The following is an 18121-nucleotide window of genomic DNA, read 5'->3' on the forward strand; positions in this document are numbered from 1 at the left end:
CGATGGCAGTACCGCGCCGTTCGGGCCACTATGGAGACATGACGCGCCAGGGCCCCTCGAAGGACATCGACGAATCGGATCTCGAAGTCACGCACCCCAAGGACTACGCCGCCGGAGTTCCGGCCGTTCTGGTGTCGCTGCAACGAGGAATCGAGCAGATGGGAGCCTTGCGGACCGCCCGAACGCTCACCAGACTCAACCAGCGACACGGCTTCGACTGCCCGGGGTGTGCGTGGCCGGAGACTCCCGGACATCGCAAGCCCGCCGAATTCTGCGAGAACGGAGCGAAAGCTGTCGCCGAGGAAGCAACGCTTCGCACCGTCACACCCGAATTCTTCGCGGAGCACTCGATCGCCGATCTCGAAGGCAAGACCGACTACTGGCTCGGACAGCAGGGGCGACTGACGCACCCGATGGTCCTGACGCCGGGAGCAACCCATTACCGGCCGATCGACTGGGACGGCGCGTACGCACTGATCGCCGAACATCTGAACGGCCTCGCATCGCCGGACGAAGCGGTGTTCTACACCTCCGGTCGCACGTCCAACGAAGCCGCGTTTCTCTACCAGTTGATGATTCGCAGCTACGGCACCAACAACATGCCCGACTGTTCCAACATGTGTCACGAGTCGTCCGGAAGCGCACTGACCGAATCCATCGGCATCGGCAAAGGCTCGGTGACGGTTCCCGACCTCGAGAACGCCGATCTCATCCTCATCGCCGGACAGAACCCCGGCACCAACCACCCTCGAATGCTCTCGACGCTGGAGAAGGCAAAGAGCAACGGCGCCAAGATCATTGCCATCAATCCTCTGCCCGAGGCGGGATTGCGCAGGTTCAAGGATCCACAGAAGGTGTCCGGCGTGATCGGGCACGGAGTCGACATCGCGGACGAGTTCCTGCAGATCCGGCTGGGCGGCGACATGGCGCTGTTCCAAGGCCTGGGGAAGCTGCTGCTCGAGCAGGAAGATCGCGCTCCCGGGACGGTCGTCGACCGTGCCTTCGTCGACCGGTACTGCGCCGGTTGGGACGAATACGAGAAGCACATCCGCGCGGTCGATCTCGACACGGTACTCGAGGCAACGGGTCTGTCGATGGCACAGCTCGAGGAAACGGCGGCCGCACTTGCCCGATCCGAGCGAACCGTCACCTGCTGGGCCATGGGGATCACTCAGCACACACACGGAGTCGCCACCATCGAAGAAGCAGTCAACCTGCTGCTCATGCGTGGAATGATGGGCAAACCCGGTGCCGGCGTTTGTCCGGTGCGAGGACACTCCAATGTCCAGGGTGACCGCACGATGGGCATCTGGGAAAAGATGCCGGAAGAGTTCCTGGCCGCGCTCGACACCGAGTTCTCGATCTCGAGTCCCCGCAAGCACGGATGGGACACCGTCGACGCAATCCGCGCCATGAACGCAGGCAAGGCAAGCTTCTTCATGGCGATGGGCGGCAACTTCATCCAGGCAAGCCCGGACACCGCAGCGACCGAAACAGCGTTGCGTCAATGCGAACTCACCGTGCAGGTGTCCACCAAGCTGAACCGCAGTCACGTGGTCCACGGGCAGACCGCGATCATCCTCCCCACCCTCGGACGCACCGACCTCGACGTCCAAGCCGGCGGAAAGCAGCTTGTCTCCGTGGAGGATTCGATGTCCATGGTGCACCTGTCGCGCGGACGCCTCACACCGGTCAGCCCCTACCTGCGTAGCGAAGTCGCCATCATCTGCCAACTCGCCCGCGAACTACTCGGCAACGATCACTCCGTCCGCTGGTCGGCCTTCGAGGGCAACTACGACCTGATCCGCGATTCCATCTCACGGGTAGTGCCAGGCTGCGAAAACTACAACTCCCGCGTTCGAGAGCCAGACGGATTCCAACTCCCCCACCCGCCGCGTGACTCGCGTGAGTTCCGCACGCACACCGGCAAAGCCAACTTCGGCGTGAACGACCTGCACTGGATACCCACTCCGAGTGGGCGCCTGATTCTGCAGACGATGCGCAGCCACGACCAGTACAACACCACGATCTACGGCCTCGACGACAGATACCGCGGCATCAAGGGCGGACGCAAAGTCATCCTCGTCAACGCCGAAGACATCACCGCGCTCGGATTCCGTGACGGCGATCTCGTCGACATCGTGTCCGAGTGGACAACACCCGACGGCACACTCGAAGAGCGTCGGGTCACGGAATTCCGCATCGTCTCCTACGACACCCCGCGCGGCAATGCTGCGGCGTACTACCCGGAGACAAATCCGCTCGTTCCCCTCGAACACGTTGCGGCCAAGTCGAACACGCCGGTGTCGAAGGCCGTCACCGTTCGACTCGAAGCATCGGGCGCCTGAGATGGGACGAGTCACCGCACGAACACCGGTCGTTCGAATCTCGGGTGATCGGGTCGTCACGCGCCCCGACACGCTGGCCGTCGAGGAACCACTCGAAATGAGAGTGGGCGGTCAGGTGCTGGCAGTGACGATGCGGACCCCCGGCAACGACGTCGACCTCGTGCACGGATTCCTTCTCAGCGAAGGTGTCATCGCCACCCGCGACGACGTGAGCGTCGTCCGCTACTGCGACGGCGTCGACGAATCCGGTGCGAACACGTACAACGTCCTCGACATCGCTCTCGCTCCCGGAGTGCCGTTGCCCGACCACACCACCGATCGGAACACCGTCGTCAGTTCCGCGTGCGGCGTGTGCGGCAAGACCTCGCTCGACGCCGTCCGAACCACGACGCGACATCCGCTGGTCGGTGACACGACTTCCGTCACCTCGACCATCCTGTCGGCCATGCCGGTCACACTGCGGGAGAGCCAACGGATCTTCGAGCGCACCGGTGGCCTGCACGCGGCCGGATTGTTCACCGCCACCGGCGAACTCCTGGCACTGCGCGAGGATGTCGGCCGTCACAACGCCGTCGACAAGGTGATCGGTTGGGCCATCACCGACGGCCGAGTGCCCCTCTACGACACGATCTTGATCGTCAGCGGTCGGGCGTCGTTCGAACTCGTCCAGAAGGCCGTCATGGCCGGCATTCCGATCCTCGGTGCTGTCTCCGCGCCGTCGTCGCTGGCCGTGGAACTAGCGCAGGAGTCCGGGCTGACTCTCGCCGGTTTCATCCGCGGCGATTCGATGAATATCTACTCGCACCCGCACCGAGTCGAGGTCACGTCGAACTCGCGCGCAACTGAGCCGACAGTCGCACAGCGGAGTTAACTTCCCCGTAGCCCTCGTATCCACCCACCCGCTGCACGACCTCGAAGAACAGGTCTCCCCCGACGGTCGGGGTGAACAGGTGGAAGAACTCGCCGTGAGCGTCCGCGTCGTAAAGGATTCCGGCGCTGCGCATCCGGTCGAGCAGTTCTGAATTCAGACCGAAACGTGCGTCCAGATCGTCGTAGTAGTTCGGGGAAATGGGTAGCGGAGCAAAGCCCCAGTCCTGCATGGACGCAGCGGCACCGAAGATGTTCTCACACGCGAAAGCGACGTGGCTGACGCCGCCGCGGCGGACCGTCGGCAGCCCGCTTCGACTGCCCTCCACCATGTTCAGTGAGATCCGCAGGGTATGTCCGTCACCGTCCTGAACGAGCGTGAGTGCCTGGCTCCGCATGAGTCCGACCGAATCGGTGACGTCCTGCCCCTCGTGCGGTTGCATCTCGAACACGGACCGCAGGAGCAGCATGATGCCGTCCCAACTCTCCGCCGGAACTGCCAGTGCCACGTGGTCGATCCCGGTGAACACTGCGCCCTGTTCACGATTGCGCTCGGCGGGTAGCGGGTAGATCTCGAATGCCGATTCCCACGCTGCAGCGCTGCCGGGGCCACGAAGGTCGATCGATGTCGCATCGGTGACCTTCAGGCGTACGACGTCCGGTACCTCGGAGTTCTCGTCGCTCGACCCCGGCAACTGCACGCGCGTCGCCGGCACTTCGAGAGCCAGAGCGCGCTCTCCCCACACCTCGGGTTCGGTTGCCCGGATGCCGATCTGAGTGAGAACCGGTAGATCCGCAGGCAGCCCGGGCGCCGTCCACACCGTGCCCGCAGTCGCATCCACGGCAACGGTGAGCGGTCCGTGCCGCCACAACTGCAAATCGTGATCGTGGTGCCGTCCGACAAGATGAAAACCGACGCGGGAGAGCATCGAGTGCACCTGGTCCTGTTTCGCCGGACCCGCCGCGATTCGCAGAGACACGATTCCTTCGAGCGGTGTGCGCTCCGGGGCGGTGAACAGCGTGGGTCCACCGGCGGCAGGGTTCGCGGCGGCGACCTGTTCTTCCAGATGCAGGAGCGACCGATGAGCGTCGATTGCCGTCCGCTGGGTGTCGGCGCGGCGGAATACGTCGTTGAAGATCTCGAGCGACCACGGTCCGTCGTAACCGGTGGCGTAGACATGCTGAGCGAACGCATTGAGATCGAAGCTGCCCTGCCCCGGGAAGTTTCGGTGATGCCGGCTCCACTGGAGGATGTCCATCGCCAAGAATGGAGCGTCCGCCAACTGGAGGAAGAAGATCTTCTCGCCGGGAATCTCGCGAATTCCGGCGGGATCGTCACCGCGCGAGAGGATGTGAAAGCTGTCCAGACAGGTACCGAGCGAAGGATGGTCGACGCCCTCGACGATCTGCCACGCATGGCCGTACGTGTTGACGTGGGCACCCCACGCGAGCGCCTCATAGGCAACCTTCTTGCCGTGCTCGGACGCCAGTTCGGCGAGAGCTCCGAATTGCTCTGTCAACTGACCGTCGTCGTGACTTGCGGTCGGCAGGGGCGAGGAGCACACCAGGAGCGTCTCGCACCCCAGTTGATCCATGAGCTCGAATTTGCGTTGCACTCGAACAAGATTCCGAGCAAATTGGGCCTCGTCCACCGTGTCGAAGTCACGGAACGGCTGATACAGATCGAGGGTCAAGCCCAGATCCGCAGCCCTCGTTCGTAATTCCTTCGGGGACCACGGCGAAGCAACAAAATCCGGCTCGAACACCTCGAAGCCGTCGAAGCCGGCAGCAGCGATGGCGTCGAGCTTCTCCTCGAGAGTGCCACTGAGCGATACCGTCGCGATCGACGTCCGGACCGGGGCACTCACAGCGCTGCCGCAGTCTGTTCGCCGTGTACAAGTTCCGTCATGTGCGCGAGCATCCGCTTACTGTCGGGCTCGATGCCCGTGAAGATCCGGAACGCGTCGACGGCCTGGAAGACAGTCATTCCGCCTCCGCTGAGCGTCGGGGCTCCGATCAGCCTTGCCTGACGCAACAGTTCGGTTTCGAGTGGGCGGTAGACGATTTCGGCCACCCACAGATCAGGGCGAAGCAGATTTGGCGAGAATGCCATTCCGGGATGAGCCGCCATTCCCATCGGCGTCGCGTGGATCAATCCGTTTGCCTTGCCGAGCACTTCGGCGAGGTCGCTCGTGTGCCGCGCCTCGACAACCTGCGCCGGAAACTGCTGCGCGAAGGTTTGTGCAAGTTCCTGCGCGCGAGGCAGGCTCGAATCGACCAACGTCAGTGTCCCGACGCCACGGGTGAGCGCGGCATAGGCAACCGCCGCACCGGCTCCGCCGGCACCGAGCTGCACGACGCGATCGAGCTGTGCTCCGGGAAGTCCGTCGTCGAAATTTCGGCCGAAGCCCGACCAATCGGTGTTGTGTCCGATCGCCTTGCCGGCGTCGAAGAGGACCGTGTTCACCGCTCCGAGCCGGCTCGCATCCGGCGAGAGCTCGTCGAGGTGCTCGATCACCAACTGCTTGCACGGGTGAGTGATGTTGAGGCCGCGGAACCCGAAACGTCGTGCATAGGTGAGAAGTTCACCGATGTCCGACGGCGCCATGCCCATCACGTCGAGATCGAGGATGCGGTAGACGTACGGAAGACCCTGCCTGCGCCCTTCTTCCTCGTGCATGATCGGAGTCAAAGAGGCTCCGATTCCGGTGCCGATCAGACCGCAGAGCATCGAATCGCTCATCAGTTCTTCCCTTCACGGATGCAGACGAATTCGACTGCGGCGCTGTATCCGTCGATTCCCAATCCACAGATGACGGCGTCGGCGATGCCGGAGACATACGAGTGGTGACGAAAATCTTCGCGACTGTGGATGTTGCTGATGTGCACCTCCACGACGGGGGCATCGAGTGTGACCAGAGCGTCGCGCAACGCAACGGAGGTGTGCGAGTACCCACCGGGATTGATGACGATGCCCGCGACATTTCCCCTGGCCTCGTGGACCCAATCGATCAGTTGACCCTCGTGGTTCGACTGCCTTGCCTCGACCACCGCTCCGAACTTCTCGGCCGCCGCTTCACAGCGGGAAACGACGTCGTCCAGGGTGTCTCTCCCGTAGAACTCCGGTTGGCGCTGGCCCAACAAATTCAAGTTGGGTCCGTTGAGGACCAGAACCGGTAGAGATGGAGTCATCAGGGGCACCTCGGGGTTGACGCTCGAAACTAATGTACGAACTAGTGAGTTAGTTCACTGGACGTTACTCCCCCGACGCGAACTCGACAAGCAAAGTCGACAAACCGCTGACAGATAGAGTGAGCACATGGTTTCCGAGCAGTCAGTGAACTCCATGGTGTCGAAGCCGGAGAAACGACGCCGAAACAGCGATCTGACCAGGGTGAACATCATCGCCGTCGCCACCGAGGAGTTTGCCGACAAAGGCTTTGCCGGCGCCCGAGTGGACGAGATCGCAACCAAGACTCACACCACCAAGCGCATGATCTACTACTACTTCACCGACAAGGAAGGGCTGTACAAGTCCGTCCTCGAACACGCGTACAGCGTCATTCGTGCGCAGGAACGTGAACTCGACCTCGAGGGATTGAAACCCACGGCAGCAGTCCGCGCCTTGGCCGAACTCACCTTCGACCACCACGAACAACACCCGAACTTCATTCGGCTGGTAGCCAACGAGAACATGCTCCGCGGTGAGCACATCGAGAAATCCGAGCTACTCAGCGGTCTCGGCGCCCCCGCCGCCGACCTGGTCTCGCAGATCCTCCACGACGGACAGCAGTCGGGAGCATTCCGCTCCGACGTAGATGCTCTCGATATTCACATGTTGATCAGCAGTTACTGCGTCTTTCGTATCGCCAATCGTTACACCTTCAAAGCGCTCTTCGACCGCGACCTGACCGACTCGACGCATCGTGAGCATCTTCGAACAATGCTCGGCGACATGGTTGTTGCGTTCTTGACCTCGAAGGCGCCGTCCTGACCCACCCCGAAGTCCGAAAAATCCCCCTACGGTGGTGAGTGGAACTCACAGCTGCCACCGGGAGGAATGACGTGACCGAGAATTACGTAGACGGGCTTTCACTCGAGGAGAAGGCGTCGTTGACGTCGGGCTCGGATTTCTGGCACAGCCAGTCCGTTCCCGGAATCGAATCGATACTCCTGACCGACGGTCCGCACGGAGTCCGGAAACAACCCGAGGGCGGCGACGCACTCGGACTCGGCCACAGCATTCCAGCGACATGTTTCCCACCGGCGGTCGGGTTGGGCTCGTCGTGGAACCTCGACCTCATCCGCCAGGTCGGTGAGGCTCTGGGCGACGAGGCCAAAGCCGAACAGGTCTCGGTCCTCCTCGGCCCAGGCATCAACATCAAACGATCACCCTTGTGTGGCAGGAATTTCGAATACGTCTCCGAGGACCCATTCCTCTCCGGCCGCGTCGCGGCAGCGCTGATCACCGGCATCCAGTCTCGCGGCGTCGGAACCTCGCTCAAGCACTTCGCTGCCAACAACCAAGAACACGACCGGATGAGAGTCAGTGCCGACGTCGACGAACGGACGCTGCGCGAGATCTATCTGGCCGGCTTCGAATACGCCGTCAAGACCGCGGCCCCGACGACGGTCATGTGCTCGTACAACAAGATCAACGGTGTGTACTCGAGCCAGAACCATTGGCTGCTCACCGAGGTACTCCGCGAACAGTGGGGCTTCGACGGCCTCGTCGTTTCGGACTGGGGAGCGGTCAACGACCGCGTGGCGGCACTCGCCGCGGGCCTCGACCTGGAAATGCCGCCGACCGGAACCGATACCCAGATCGTCGACGCCGTGCGCGGCGGCGACCTGGACGAATCAGTGCTCACCACTGCCGCCGAGCGCCTGGCGACGCTGGTGGCACGCACCGCCGCCGCGCGCACCGAGGGCCACACGTACGACGTCGAGCGTCACCACGAACTGGCACGGACCGCTGCAGCGGAGTCCGCTGTCTTGCTGGCCAACGACGGAGAACTACTGCCGCTGACCCCCGGCGGGCAAACCGTCGCGGTGATCGGCGAATTCGCGTGCAGCCCGCGGTACCAGGGAGCCGGCAGTTCACAGGTGGTCCCGACCAAGCTCGACAATGCCTTGGACGCAATCCTCGACCTCGAAGGCGCCGACCGCGTCACTTTCGCACCGGGCTTCACCTTCGACGGCACTCCGGACGACGACATGGTCACCGAGGCTGTCGACGCCGCACGCCGCGCCGACGTCGCGGTGCTGTTCCTCGGACTACCGTCCGCCACGGAATCCGAAGGATTCGACCGAACCGACATCGAACTGCCGGCTGACCAGATCGCCCTGCTGGAAGCGGTCCACGGCGCGAACCCGAACACGGTCGTCGTGCTCGCCAACGGCGGCGTGGTTTCGATCGAGCCTTGGAAGGATCATGCCGCCGCAATCCTCGAGGGCTGGCTACTCGGCCAGGCGGGCGGCTCGGCGATTGCCGATCTTCTGTTCGGCATCACGAATCCGTCCGGCCGCCTGACGGAGACCATTCCGCTTCGCCTCCAAGACAATCCGTCGTATCTGCATTTCCCGGGATCACAGCAGCACGTCCGCTACGGCGAAGGCCTGTACGTGGGATACCGCTACTACGACTCCGCGCTGCGCGAAGTGGCGTACCCGTTCGGGTTCGGGCTGAGCTACACCACCTTCGACATCACCGATACCTCCGTCGAGGCCGGTGAAAACTCCGCCGAAGTGACCGTCACCGTGCGCAACAGCGGCGACCGATCGGGCAGCAGCGTCGTTCAGGTCTACGTCCACGACGCCTCGGCAAGCATCGATCGACCCGCGCAGGAATTGAAAGGCTTTGCCAAAGTCCACCTCGACCCCGACGAATCCGCGACTGTGACCATCACGCTCGACAGCAGGGCATTTGCCTATTGGTCTGTCACGGAAAAGGACTGGGCGATCGAGGTCGGCGACTACGAGATCCGCGTCGGCTTCTCGTCTCGGGACATCGCAACCACCGACACGATCACCCTGGCCGGGAACGTCGGTGTCGGCACGCTCGACGCCATGTCGACCATCGGCGAATGGCTCGCCCATCCCGTCGGCAGCGCAGTTCTCGGCGCCGCCATGGCTGCCGCAGCGGGCGACGGTGCACAGGCGGTCAGCCCCGAGATGATGGCACTCGCAGGCTCGATGCCGCTCGGAAAACTCGCCACCTTCGGCCTCGGGATCACCGAGGAACAGGTGGAGCAGTTGGTGGCGGCCGCAGCACAGCCGGCCTCCTAACTCCCTGAACTGCGGTTTCGACGAGCGGAGTGACCGCCAGTAGATTTTTATGAACTATTTGGTTAATAATCTTGTGTAGTTGCTGTGGCGTCGGTTACATTCCTTGTATCGCTCTCCGCACAGACGTTCTTTATACGAACACAATCGGCGGATGTAGAGCCTCCACGACGCTTCCACCCAGGAGATGAGCATGTCAGCTAGCACGGTTACACCGTCCGGGCCCGAGGCGGGATCCTTGGCAAGGCCGGATACGACCAAGGTCAAGCGCGCCGCAACATCGTCGTTTCTCGGCAGCATGCTCGAGTACTACGACTTCTACATCTACGCCTCCGCCGCTGCGCTCATCTTCCCCACGGTGTTCTTCCCGGACAGCGGACATGCGGCTCTGCTTTCGCTGGCCACCTTCGGTGTCGCGTACGTCGCGCGTCCCCTCGGCGCTGTAGTCCTCGGTCATTTCGGTGACCGCGTCGGCCGCAAGAAGATCATGCTGCTCACGCTCATCATGATGGGCGCAGCAACGTTCCTCATCGGATGTATTCCCAGCGCAGATTCGATCGGAGTTCTTGCACCGATCCTTCTTGTCCTGATGAGAATCGCTCAGGGCATCTCCGCCGCTGGCGAACAGAGTGGCGCCAGCTCACTGACGCTCGAACATGCCCCCGAAGGCCGACGCGCGTTCTTCTGCAGTTGGACCCTCAACGGCACCCAGGCCGGCTTCATCCTCGCCAGCCTCGTATTCCTGCCCATCGCCGCGCTCCCCGACGACATCCTCTACACGTGGGGCTGGCGAATCCCGTTCTGGGGCAGCCTGATCGTTCTGGTCGCGGCATACATCATGCGTCTCAAGCTCGAAGAGCCCGAAGAGTTCACCGAGCAGCAGGAATCCAAGACCGTCGCCAAATTGCCTGTTGCCGATCTTCTTCGCACCCACAGCGCAAATCTGATTCGCGTGATCTGCTGCGCTTTCATCGCCGTCGTCTCGACCATCTTCTCCGTCTTCGGTCTCGCTTTCGCCACCACCGAAGAAGTGGGGATTCCGAAGTCGACCATGCTCTGGGTTGCCATCGCAGCCAACGCCGTAGCCCTGCTCAGTCAGCCCGCCTGGGCGATGCTCTCCGACCGGATCGGTCGCAGGCCGCTGTTCATCGGTGGCGCCCTCGGTAGCGCGGTGTTCATCTACGTGTACTTCGGCGCAATCGCCAGCGGCAACGTTCCCATGATCTTCCTCGCCGCAATCGGATTGATGTCCGTCTTCTACGCTGCCCCGAATGCCATCTGGCCGTCGTTCTACTCCGAGATGTTCAACACCAAGGTCCGCTACTCGGGCATTGCGATCGGCACCCAGGTCGGCTTCGCCCTCGCAGGCTTTGCCCCCGCCATCGGCAACGCCCTCATGGGCGGCGACAAGACACACTGGATGCCCGTTGCCATTCTGACTTCGGTGGCCTGCGTCATCTGCGCGCTCTCGGCGTTCACCGCCAAGGAGACGTTCCGCACTCCCCTCAAGGAACTCGGCAACCCGATCTAGCCGAATACCCGACAGACATCCTGCACGAACCACTGTGTTGCACGAACCACTGTGTTGCGCGAACGACTGTGGCCCGGCATCTCGCGAGAGATACCGGGCCACAGTCGTTTTGAAGTTCTACGCCGTCTTGTCGCGACGCTCGCCACGTTCCGGCTTACGCGGAACGATGGTCGGAAGTACGTTGTCGTTGACGGTCTCCGCGGTGACGACCACCTTTTCGACGTCGTCACGGCTGGGAATGTCGTACATCACGGGAAGAAGAACCTCTTCCATGATGGCGCGCAGGCCACGAGCGCCGGTTCCACGCAAGATCGCCTGATCGGCGATAGCGTCGAGCGCTTCTTCGGTGAACTCGAGCTCGACGCCGTCCATGTCGAACAGGCGACGGTACTGCTTGACGAGAGCGTTCTTGGGCTCCGACAAGATCTGAACGAGCGATTCCTTGTCGAGGTTGGTCACCGACGCGATCATCGGCAAACGGCCGATGAACTCGGGAATCAGACCGAACTTGATCAAATCCTCCGGCATGACCTCGGCGAAACGATCGACCGTATCCAGTTCGGCCTTCGACCGAACCTCGGCGCCGAAACCGATACCGCGCTTGCCGACACGATCGGAGACGATCCGCTCGAGACCTGCGAAAGCGCCCGCGACGATGAACAGCACGTTCGTGGTGTCGATCTGAATGAATTCCTGGTGCGGATGCTTACGGCCACCCTGCGGCGGGACGCTTGCCTGCGTACCTTCGAGGATCTTCAGCAACGCCTGCTGAACACCTTCGCCGGACACGTCACGCGTGATCGACGGGTTCTCGCTCTTACGGGCGATCTTGTCGACCTCGTCGATGTAGATGATTCCGGTCTCGGCGCGCTTGACGTCGTAGTCGGCAGCCTGAATCAGCTTGAGCAGAATGTTCTCGACGTCCTCACCGACGTAACCGGCCTCGGTCAACGCCGTCGCGTCAGCGATGGCGAACGGGACGTTGAGCATCTTCGCGAGAGTCTGAGCGAGATACGTCTTGCCACAGCCGGTGGGGCCGAGCATCAAGATGTTGGATTTCGCGAGCTCAACCGTCTCACCCCGCGCGTCACGGCCCTTGTCGCCGGCCTGAATGCGCTTGTAGTGGTTGTAGACGGCCACGGCCAACGTCCGCTTGGCGGAGTCCTGACCGATGACGTAGTTCTCGAGGAATTCTCGGATCTCCGCAGGCTTGGGAAGCTCGTCGAGCTTGACCTCGCTCGATTCGGCCAATTCCTCTTCGATGATCTCGTTGCAGAGGTCGATGCACTCGTCGCAGATGTACACCCCGGGTCCTGCAATGAGCTTTTTGACCTGCTTCTGACTCTTACCGCAGAAAGAGCACTTGAGCAGATCCCCGCCGTCGCCGATGCGTGCCATCTCGTGAGGTCCCTACTTTCCATCATGTACGTGCACTCGCCGCCACTCGATCGGTCGAGACGCTCCGCAGTACTTCGGTAGTTGTCAGATCAGACAAACTGATCGAACAAATCTGGTCGAACAATCGCAGAACGCCGGTCGAGAACCAGCCCGTGAAGTGACGGTACCCGCAGATCCCGAACGGGGTCGACCTGTTCTCGGCGTTTCGTCTGCGGATAAAAAAGAAAAGAGTCGAGATTTCAGCCTGACAAGCGCTCCACCAGGCACTTCTCGACGTGTCCGCCTCGTGTCGGGAATCGGGTAACAGATCCTCGACACGAGGCGGAAATCGACTACTTCTGTGCGCTGAGCTTCCGGTAAGCCAGCACGTCGTCGATGATGCCGTACTCCTTGGCCTGCTCGGCCGTGAGGATCTTGTCGCGATCGGTGTCGACGCGGATGGTCTCCGGATCCTTACCCGTGTGCAGCGACAGCGTGCTCTCCATGAGCCGACGCATACGCTCGATCTCCGCAGCCTGGATCTCCAGATCGGAAACCTGACCCTGGATGCCGCCCGTAGCCGGCTGGTGGATCAGAATGCGCGAGTTGGGGAGCGCGAAGCGCTTGCCCGGCGTACCGCCGGCCAGAAGCACGGCAGCTGCCGAAGCAGCCTGACCGAGGCAGACGGTGGAAATGTCGGCACGGACGTACTGCATCGTGTCGTAGATCGCCATCAGCGCGGTGAAAGAACCACCGGGCGAGTTGATGTACATCGTGATGTCGCGGTCCGGATCCTGCGATTCGAGAACCAGCAACTGCGCCATGAGGTCGTTGGCGGACACGTCGTCGACCTGCGAGCCGAGGAAGATGATGCGCTCCTCGAACAGCTTGTTGTACGGGTCGGACGTCTTGACGCCGTAGCTGGTCTGCTCCGTGAACTGGGGCAGGATGTAACGCGATTGGGGGCCCGACGGCGCCTGGCCGCCCAGCGAGTTAGCTCCGAAAAGATTGGTCATCAGTTCTCCAAAGTATGAATTGGGCAGCGAAAGGATGGGCGAACCGGCTCAGTTGCCGGTGCCGCCGGCCTGATTCGCACGGGAGACGACGTGGTCGACGAAGCCGTACTCGAGAGCTTCCTTCGCCGTGAACCAACGGTCACGATCGGAGTCCGCGGTGATCTGCTCGACCGTCTGGCCGGTGTGCTGAGCAATCAGCTCGGCCATTTCGCGCTTGGTGTGCTTGAACTGCTCGGCCATGATCGCGATGTCACTGGCGGAACCACCGATGCCGGCGGACGGCTGGTGCATCATGATGCGGGCGTGAGGCAGTGCGTAGCGCTTGCCCTTGGTGCCTGCCGAGAGCAGGAACTGACCCATCGACGCCGCAAGGCCCATGCCGAAGGTGGCGATGTCGCACTCGGCGAACTGCATCGTGTCGAAGATCGCCATACCTGCGGTCACGGATCCACCGGGCGAGTTGATGTAGAGCGAGATGTCTCGCGTCGGGTCCTCGGCCGAGAGCAGCAGGATCTGTGCGCACAGCTTGTTGGCGATGTCGTCGTCGACCTGGGTACCGAGGAAAATGATGCGCTCTCGCAGCAAGCGCTCGTACACCGAGTCGCTGAGGTTCAACCCAGCGGTCGCTGAAGTCATGGCGGGACTCTGCAAAGTCTCCAGGTGATTGGAAGTCACGGTACCTGCCTTCTATGTGGATCTACTTGTGCGGTGGATCGTCTATGCGAAACACTTCTACTGACACAGACAGTAACGAAGTAGGGCGGCACCGGAGTCCCGGTGCCGCCCTACTTCGCTCAAAGCGGAAAACTCAGTGCAGTCGATCGTGGTGAAAACACCCGTCCGCCTGCGTTTTTACTTGTCTTCGCTCTCGGCGGAATCAGACTCGTCCGCTTCGGTTTCGGCCTCACTGCTGCCGAACAGCTCTGCGGTGTCGACAACTGCGCCGGAGGTGTCCTTGACACCAGCCGACTCGACGACGGACGCGAGAGCCTTGCCACGACGGACGTCTGCGAAGACGGCGCCGAGCTGGTTGGCCTGCTGGATCTGCTGGATGAACTGCTCAGGAGCCATGCCGTAACGCTGCGCCTGGAACAGGATGCGCTCGGTGAGCTCGTCCTGACCGACGGTGACGTTGCCCGCATCGGCAATCGAGTCGAGCAAGAGCTGCGTCTTGACGGAGCGCTCAGCGGCTTCCTGTGCATCCTTGTCGAACTCTTCGCGGCTGCTGCCCTGCTCTTCGAGGAGCTTGTTCAGTGCCTCTTCGTCGTGATCGAGACCGTGAACGGCGTCGTGCAGTGCAGCGTCGACCTCAGCCTTGACGACAGCCTCCGGCAACGGAACCTCGACGGTCTCGAGCAGCTGCTCGAGAACCTTGTCGCGGATCTGACCGGCCTGCTCGACCTTGCGGACGCGTGCGACGCGCTCACGGAGGTCAGCCTTCAGTTCTTCCAGGGTGTCGAACTCGCTGGCGAGCTGAGCGAACTCGTCGTCCTCAGCCGGAAGCTCGCGCTCCTTGACCGTCTGCACGGTCACGGTGACAACAGCTTCCTTGCCTGCGTACTCGCCGGCGACCAGCGTCGACGTGAAGTCCTTGGACTCCCCCGCCTTGAGGCCGATGATGGCTTCGTCGAGGCCCTCGATGAGCTGGCCCGAACCGACCTCGTGCGACAGTCCGCTCGCGGTTGCGTCGGCAACGTTCTCGCCGTCGACGGTGGCCGACAGATCGATGGAGACGAAGTCGCCGTCCTCGACTGCGCGGTCGACGCCGGTGAGGGTACCGAAACGCTGACGCAGCGAAAGCAACTGCTCTTCGATAGCTTCGTCGGTGATCTCGATCGGATCGACCTCGACGTTGATGGAGCTGAAGTCAGGGAGCTCGATCTCGGGGCGCACGTCGACCTCGGCGGTGAACTCGAGGAGCTCGCCGTCTTCGATCTTGGTGACCTCGATCTCGGGCTGGCCGATGGCCTTCACGCCGGCGCTGGTGACAGCCTCGGAGTAACGCGACGGCAGAGCGTCGTTGACGACCTGCTCGAGCACAGCGCCGCGACCGACACGCGCTTCGAGGAGGCGGGCCGGAGCCTTGCCGGGACGGAAGCCGGGGAGACGAATCTGCTGCGCGAGGGCCTTGTAGGCCTTGTCGAAATCAGACTTGAGTTCCGCGAAGGGCACCTCAACGTTGATACGGACTCGCGTCGGGCTGAGCTGCTCGACGGTGCTCTTCACGAAACTTCGCTCCTTCGTCTGGTCTTGCTCACAACTTGTGTTGAATCGGTACTGCTGTGTGTTCGGTAGTGCTGTGTGTTCGGTACTGCTGTCTGGCGCGGCACTTCACTCCCGGACTTACTGGAGGTGAAGTGCCATGTACGTACTTGTCGGGATGACAGGATTTGAACCTGCGACCCTCCGCTCCCAAAGCGGATGCGCTACCAAGCTGCGCTACATCCCGTTTCCGATCACATGAAACACACGATACGGCCATCCGAGGCCACTAAGACAGCGGGCCACAAAGGCAGCCACCATCGGTGACCGCGCACAACCCTATCGCGCTCACTACTCTCTCACGAACCCGACCGCCATTTGTACACGGCCCGGCTGTCGACCCCGTCAGTATGTCATCCGACGGCAGCCACATACGGCAGCCACATACAGCCTTGCCTCAACTGCCATTCAGAGCCGGAATCAGAAGTCGCGCCTGCGGCCGAGACACCCCGACTCGCCGAGCAATTCGCCAATTCCCCAGGTGAACGACGGTCTCGAACTTCTCCGACCCCCCGATTATGAAATCCGGTGGGGCATTGGGTACAGTTTCGTATCGCAGACGACGAACACGGCGATCCCGAGTTGTCGTATGCACGGGGATGTAGCTCAATGGTAGAGCCTCAGTCTTCCAAACTGATCACGCGGGTTCGATTCCCGTCATCCCCTCCATCAGGAGGGAAACTCCACAAAAGATCCGCATCGGCCCAGCCGGTGCGGATTTTTTGTATTCCGACTTTGTCCACTCAGACCACTCCCCTGCGGTCCGTATCCTGGAGTTGTCCGGATCGATTCTGCTCGGGAGGCCACTCGTGACCACGATTCTTCTCATACTCGTCGTTCTGGCCGTAGTCGTATTTCTGGTCATGAAAAGCCAGCAACGCGGTTCCGGCCACAGCGCAACACAACTCGACGATGCGAAAGCCGATGCCCGGCAGGCGATCGAACGCCTCGGCGGTCAGGTCTACAACCTGACCGGCAGTGACGACGCGTCGCGCCAAGCCCTCGCCGACGCGGCCGAACGGTACAACGCCGCAGGCTCGCAGATCGATCAGGCCGCAACGCCGGTCCAAGCACGTCTCGCGAAACAGACTGCACTGGAAGGGCTTTACTACATCCGCGCGGCACGGGTGGCGATGGGCATGGATCCGGGACCGGAAGTTCCTTCCATCGACGGACAGAAGGCTGCCGGTTCGGTCACCGAAGACCGTGAGGTCGAATTCGAGGGCCGCAAGGTCGCCGCATCACCCAATCCGTCGTCGCACACACCCAACTACTACCCCGGTGGCCGAGTCGCCGGACGCCCGGTCCCGGCCGGCTGGTACTCCGAACCCTGGTGGAAGCCTGCACTCGTCGCCGGCGCCTGGGGTCTGGGTTCGATGATGCTGTTCTCGACCATGTTCTCCGGCATGGCCGGGGTTCCTTACGGCGCAGAGGCTTTCGCCCAGGGTGGCGATCCCGGCGCCGACACAGGCTCCGGTGACTCGGGAGATCAGGGTATGGACGCCGGTGATCCCGGCGCCGACCAAGGAAGTATCGACAACACGGACTACACCGCTGACGGCGGAAGCGACTGGTCTGGTGGCGACGGAGGCGGAATGGATTTCGGGGGCGGCGGGGACTTCGGCGGCTTCGACTTCTAAGCCGACTGACACACCGGGCACCAGAACAGGTTTCGTGCCTTCATGACGGAATGCAGGATCGGTGTGCCGCACACGCGGCACGGCGATCCTGCTCTTCTGTAGACATAGGTACGCGGACGATCCTTCGCGTACGCCGGATCTCCGTTGTCGTGCTCGGCGCGAACGACGTGCATCTTCCCCCGTCTGACGCCGACTTTCATCAATTCGACTAGGTCTGCCCACATGGCGGTCCACTCGCCGTGAGAAACGAGATTCCCCGGTCGTTCAGGGTTGATTCCGTGACGAAAGAGAAGTTCGGCGCGATAGACGTTGCCGACACCCGCCAGGACCGCCTGGTCCATCAGCAGGGCGCCGATTGCCTTCTTGGACTTGGAGATTCGCAACCAGGCCTTCTCTGGATCCGCGTCGCGGCGCAGTGGGTCCGGCCCGAGTCTGGCCTCGATCGCGGCGACCTGAGGAGGTAGCAGGACTTCGCAGGCGGTGGGACCACGAAGGTCGGTGCCGAAGTCGGCACCGACCATTCGCATCCGGACCTGGCCTACCGGTTCTTCCATCGGCAGGGTGGCGTCGGTGAACTTTCCGTACAACCCGAGGTGTACGTGAACTGTCAGACCGTTGTCGTACGTGTGCCAGAGGTGCTTTCCCCAGGCCTCCGAGGACGTGAGTACGTGTCCGTCCACCAGGCGCGCGTCCTCGGCGAATCTGCCTTGCGGACTGAGGACGCGGACCGGTGAACCGACGAACTTGCGGGCATGCAACCGTGCCAGCCGGTGCAGGGTATGACCTTCAGGCACG

Annotated in this window: 14 protein-coding genes and 2 tRNA genes; 7 read left to right on the forward strand and 9 right to left on the reverse strand. The window is 62.2% G+C overall.

What is annotated here, in order from left to right:
- The first annotated feature begins 38 nt into the window (after positions 1–38).
- The gene (locus tag BH682_RS18325; protein WP_030536640.1) at positions 39–2348 is read left to right on the forward strand and encodes an FdhF/YdeP family oxidoreductase; all 2310 of its coding nucleotides are present in this window, start codon (positions 39–41) and stop codon (positions 2346–2348) included.
- A 1-nt stretch (position 2349) separates the two neighbouring features.
- Positions 2350–3219 (forward strand): formate dehydrogenase accessory sulfurtransferase FdhD, encoded by an 870-nt coding sequence (fdhD, locus tag BH682_RS18330; protein ID WP_064113167.1) that lies wholly within the window; start codon positions 2350–2352, stop codon positions 3217–3219.
- Here the strand turns inward: fdhD and BH682_RS18335 are convergent.
- Genes BH682_RS18335 through aroQ form a run of 3 tightly spaced genes read right to left on the reverse strand, consistent with a single transcriptional unit; the run spans position 3170 to position 6407 of the window.
- Positions 3170–5083 (reverse strand): sugar phosphate isomerase/epimerase and 4-hydroxyphenylpyruvate domain-containing protein, encoded by a 1914-nt coding sequence (locus tag BH682_RS18335; RefSeq protein ID WP_073512179.1) that lies wholly within the window; start codon positions 5081–5083, stop codon positions 3170–3172. The genes fdhD and BH682_RS18335 overlap by 50 nt on opposite strands.
- A complete protein-coding gene (locus BH682_RS18340; RefSeq protein WP_003944523.1) occupies positions 5080–5958 on the reverse strand; it encodes a shikimate dehydrogenase in 879 nt (292 codons plus the stop codon). Before BH682_RS18340 ends, BH682_RS18335 begins: the two co-directional genes overlap by 4 nt.
- Positions 5958–6407, reverse strand: a complete 450-nt coding sequence (gene aroQ, locus BH682_RS18345; RefSeq protein ID WP_075833659.1) for a type II 3-dehydroquinate dehydratase — start codon at positions 6405–6407, stop codon at positions 5958–5960. The genes BH682_RS18340 and aroQ overlap by 1 nt, the downstream gene beginning before the upstream one ends.
- Positions 6408–6534: 127 nt before the next feature.
- Between aroQ and BH682_RS18350 the strand changes: the two genes are divergently transcribed.
- The 3 genes from BH682_RS18350 to BH682_RS18360 all read left to right on the forward strand — a co-directional run bounded on the left by BH682_RS18350 (position 6535) and on the right by BH682_RS18360 (position 11031).
- Positions 6535–7209: a TetR family transcriptional regulator gene (locus tag BH682_RS18350; protein WP_075833661.1), complete on the forward strand. Its 675-nt coding sequence runs from the start codon at positions 6535–6537 to the stop codon at positions 7207–7209.
- A gap of 71 nt (positions 7210–7280) precedes the next feature.
- Positions 7281–9503 carry a glycoside hydrolase family 3 C-terminal domain-containing protein gene (locus BH682_RS18355; protein ID WP_075835351.1) on the forward strand — a complete coding sequence of 741 codons (2223 nt, stop codon included), beginning with the start codon at positions 7281–7283 and terminating at the stop codon, positions 9501–9503.
- A 190-nt stretch (positions 9504–9693) separates the two neighbouring features.
- Positions 9694–11031, forward strand: a complete 1338-nt coding sequence (locus tag BH682_RS18360; protein ID WP_075835353.1) for an MFS transporter — start codon at positions 9694–9696, stop codon at positions 11029–11031.
- Between the two features lie 117 nt (positions 11032–11148).
- Here the strand turns inward: BH682_RS18360 and clpX are convergent, their stop codons facing one another.
- The 5 genes from clpX to BH682_RS18385 form a co-directional block, all read right to left on the reverse strand.
- Positions 11149–12429 carry an ATP-dependent Clp protease ATP-binding subunit ClpX gene (gene clpX, locus BH682_RS18365; protein ID WP_003944582.1) on the reverse strand — a complete coding sequence of 427 codons (1281 nt, stop codon included), beginning with the start codon at positions 12427–12429 and terminating at the stop codon, positions 11149–11151.
- Between the two features lie 332 nt (positions 12430–12761).
- Entirely contained in the window at positions 12762–13424 is a 663-nt protein-coding gene (locus BH682_RS18370) for an ATP-dependent Clp protease proteolytic subunit (protein ID WP_003944539.1), read from the reverse strand.
- 48 nt (positions 13425–13472) lie between these two features.
- A complete protein-coding gene (locus tag BH682_RS18375) occupies positions 13473–14060 on the reverse strand; it encodes an ATP-dependent Clp protease proteolytic subunit (protein ID WP_007730960.1) in 588 nt (195 codons plus the stop codon).
- Positions 14061–14276: 216 nt separating this feature from the next.
- The gene (gene tig / locus BH682_RS18380) at positions 14277–15650 is read right to left on the reverse strand and encodes a trigger factor (protein ID WP_075833663.1); all 1374 of its coding nucleotides are present in this window, start codon (positions 15648–15650) and stop codon (positions 14277–14279) included.
- 149 nt (positions 15651–15799) lie between these two features.
- Positions 15800–15873 (reverse strand) — tRNA-Pro (locus BH682_RS18385).
- Positions 15874–16281: 408 nt separating this feature from the next.
- Between BH682_RS18385 and BH682_RS18390 the strand changes: the two genes are divergently transcribed.
- Positions 16282–16355 (forward strand) — tRNA-Gly (locus BH682_RS18390).
- Between the two features lie 194 nt (positions 16356–16549).
- The gene (locus BH682_RS18395; RefSeq protein ID WP_050654637.1) at positions 16550–17326 is read left to right on the forward strand and encodes a hypothetical protein; all 777 of its coding nucleotides are present in this window, start codon (positions 16550–16552) and stop codon (positions 17324–17326) included.
- On the opposite strand, the gene BH682_RS18400 is transcribed toward BH682_RS18395, so the two are convergent.
- Complete coding sequence (locus tag BH682_RS18400) at positions 17323–18120, reverse strand: Fpg/Nei family DNA glycosylase (protein ID WP_075833665.1); 798 nt, start codon at positions 18118–18120, stop codon at positions 17323–17325. The two genes, BH682_RS18395 and BH682_RS18400, sit on opposite strands and share 4 nt — an antisense overlap.
- Position 18121 lies beyond the last annotated feature (1 nt).

It is taken from the genome of Rhodococcus sp. YL-1 (genome assembly GCF_001942025.1).
Lineage (GTDB): Bacteria > Actinomycetota > Actinomycetes > Mycobacteriales > Mycobacteriaceae > Rhodococcus_F > Rhodococcus_F qingshengii.

Bases quoted from the DNA above. Each gene is read 5' to 3' on its own strand.
- BH682_RS18325 (WP_030536640.1), top strand. From the start codon at position 39: ATGACGCGCCAGGGCCCCTCGAAGGACATCGACGAATCGGATCTCGAA.
- fdhD (WP_064113167.1), top strand. From the start codon at position 2,350: ATGGGACGAGTCACCGCACGAACACCGGTCGTTCGAATCTCGGGTGAT.
- BH682_RS18340 (WP_003944523.1), bottom strand. From the start codon at position 5,958: ATGAGCGATTCGATGCTCTGCGGTCTGATCGGCACCGGAATCGGAGCC.
- aroQ (WP_075833659.1), bottom strand. From the start codon at position 6,407: ATGACTCCATCTCTACCGGTTCTGGTCCTCAACGGACCCAACTTGAAT.
- BH682_RS18350 (WP_075833661.1), top strand. From the start codon at position 6,535: ATGGTTTCCGAGCAGTCAGTGAACTCCATGGTGTCGAAGCCGGAGAAA.
- BH682_RS18360 (WP_075835353.1), top strand. From the start codon at position 9,694: ATGTCAGCTAGCACGGTTACACCGTCCGGGCCCGAGGCGGGATCCTTG.
- clpX (WP_003944582.1), bottom strand. From the start codon at position 12,429: ATGGCACGCATCGGCGACGGCGGGGATCTGCTCAAGTGCTCTTTCTGC.
- BH682_RS18370 (WP_003944539.1), bottom strand. From the start codon at position 13,424: ATGACCAATCTTTTCGGAGCTAACTCGCTGGGCGGCCAGGCGCCGTCG.
- BH682_RS18375 (WP_007730960.1), bottom strand. From the start codon at position 14,060: ATGACTTCAGCGACCGCTGGGTTGAACCTCAGCGACTCGGTGTACGAG.
- BH682_RS18395 (WP_050654637.1), top strand. From the start codon at position 16,550: ATGAAAAGCCAGCAACGCGGTTCCGGCCACAGCGCAACACAACTCGAC.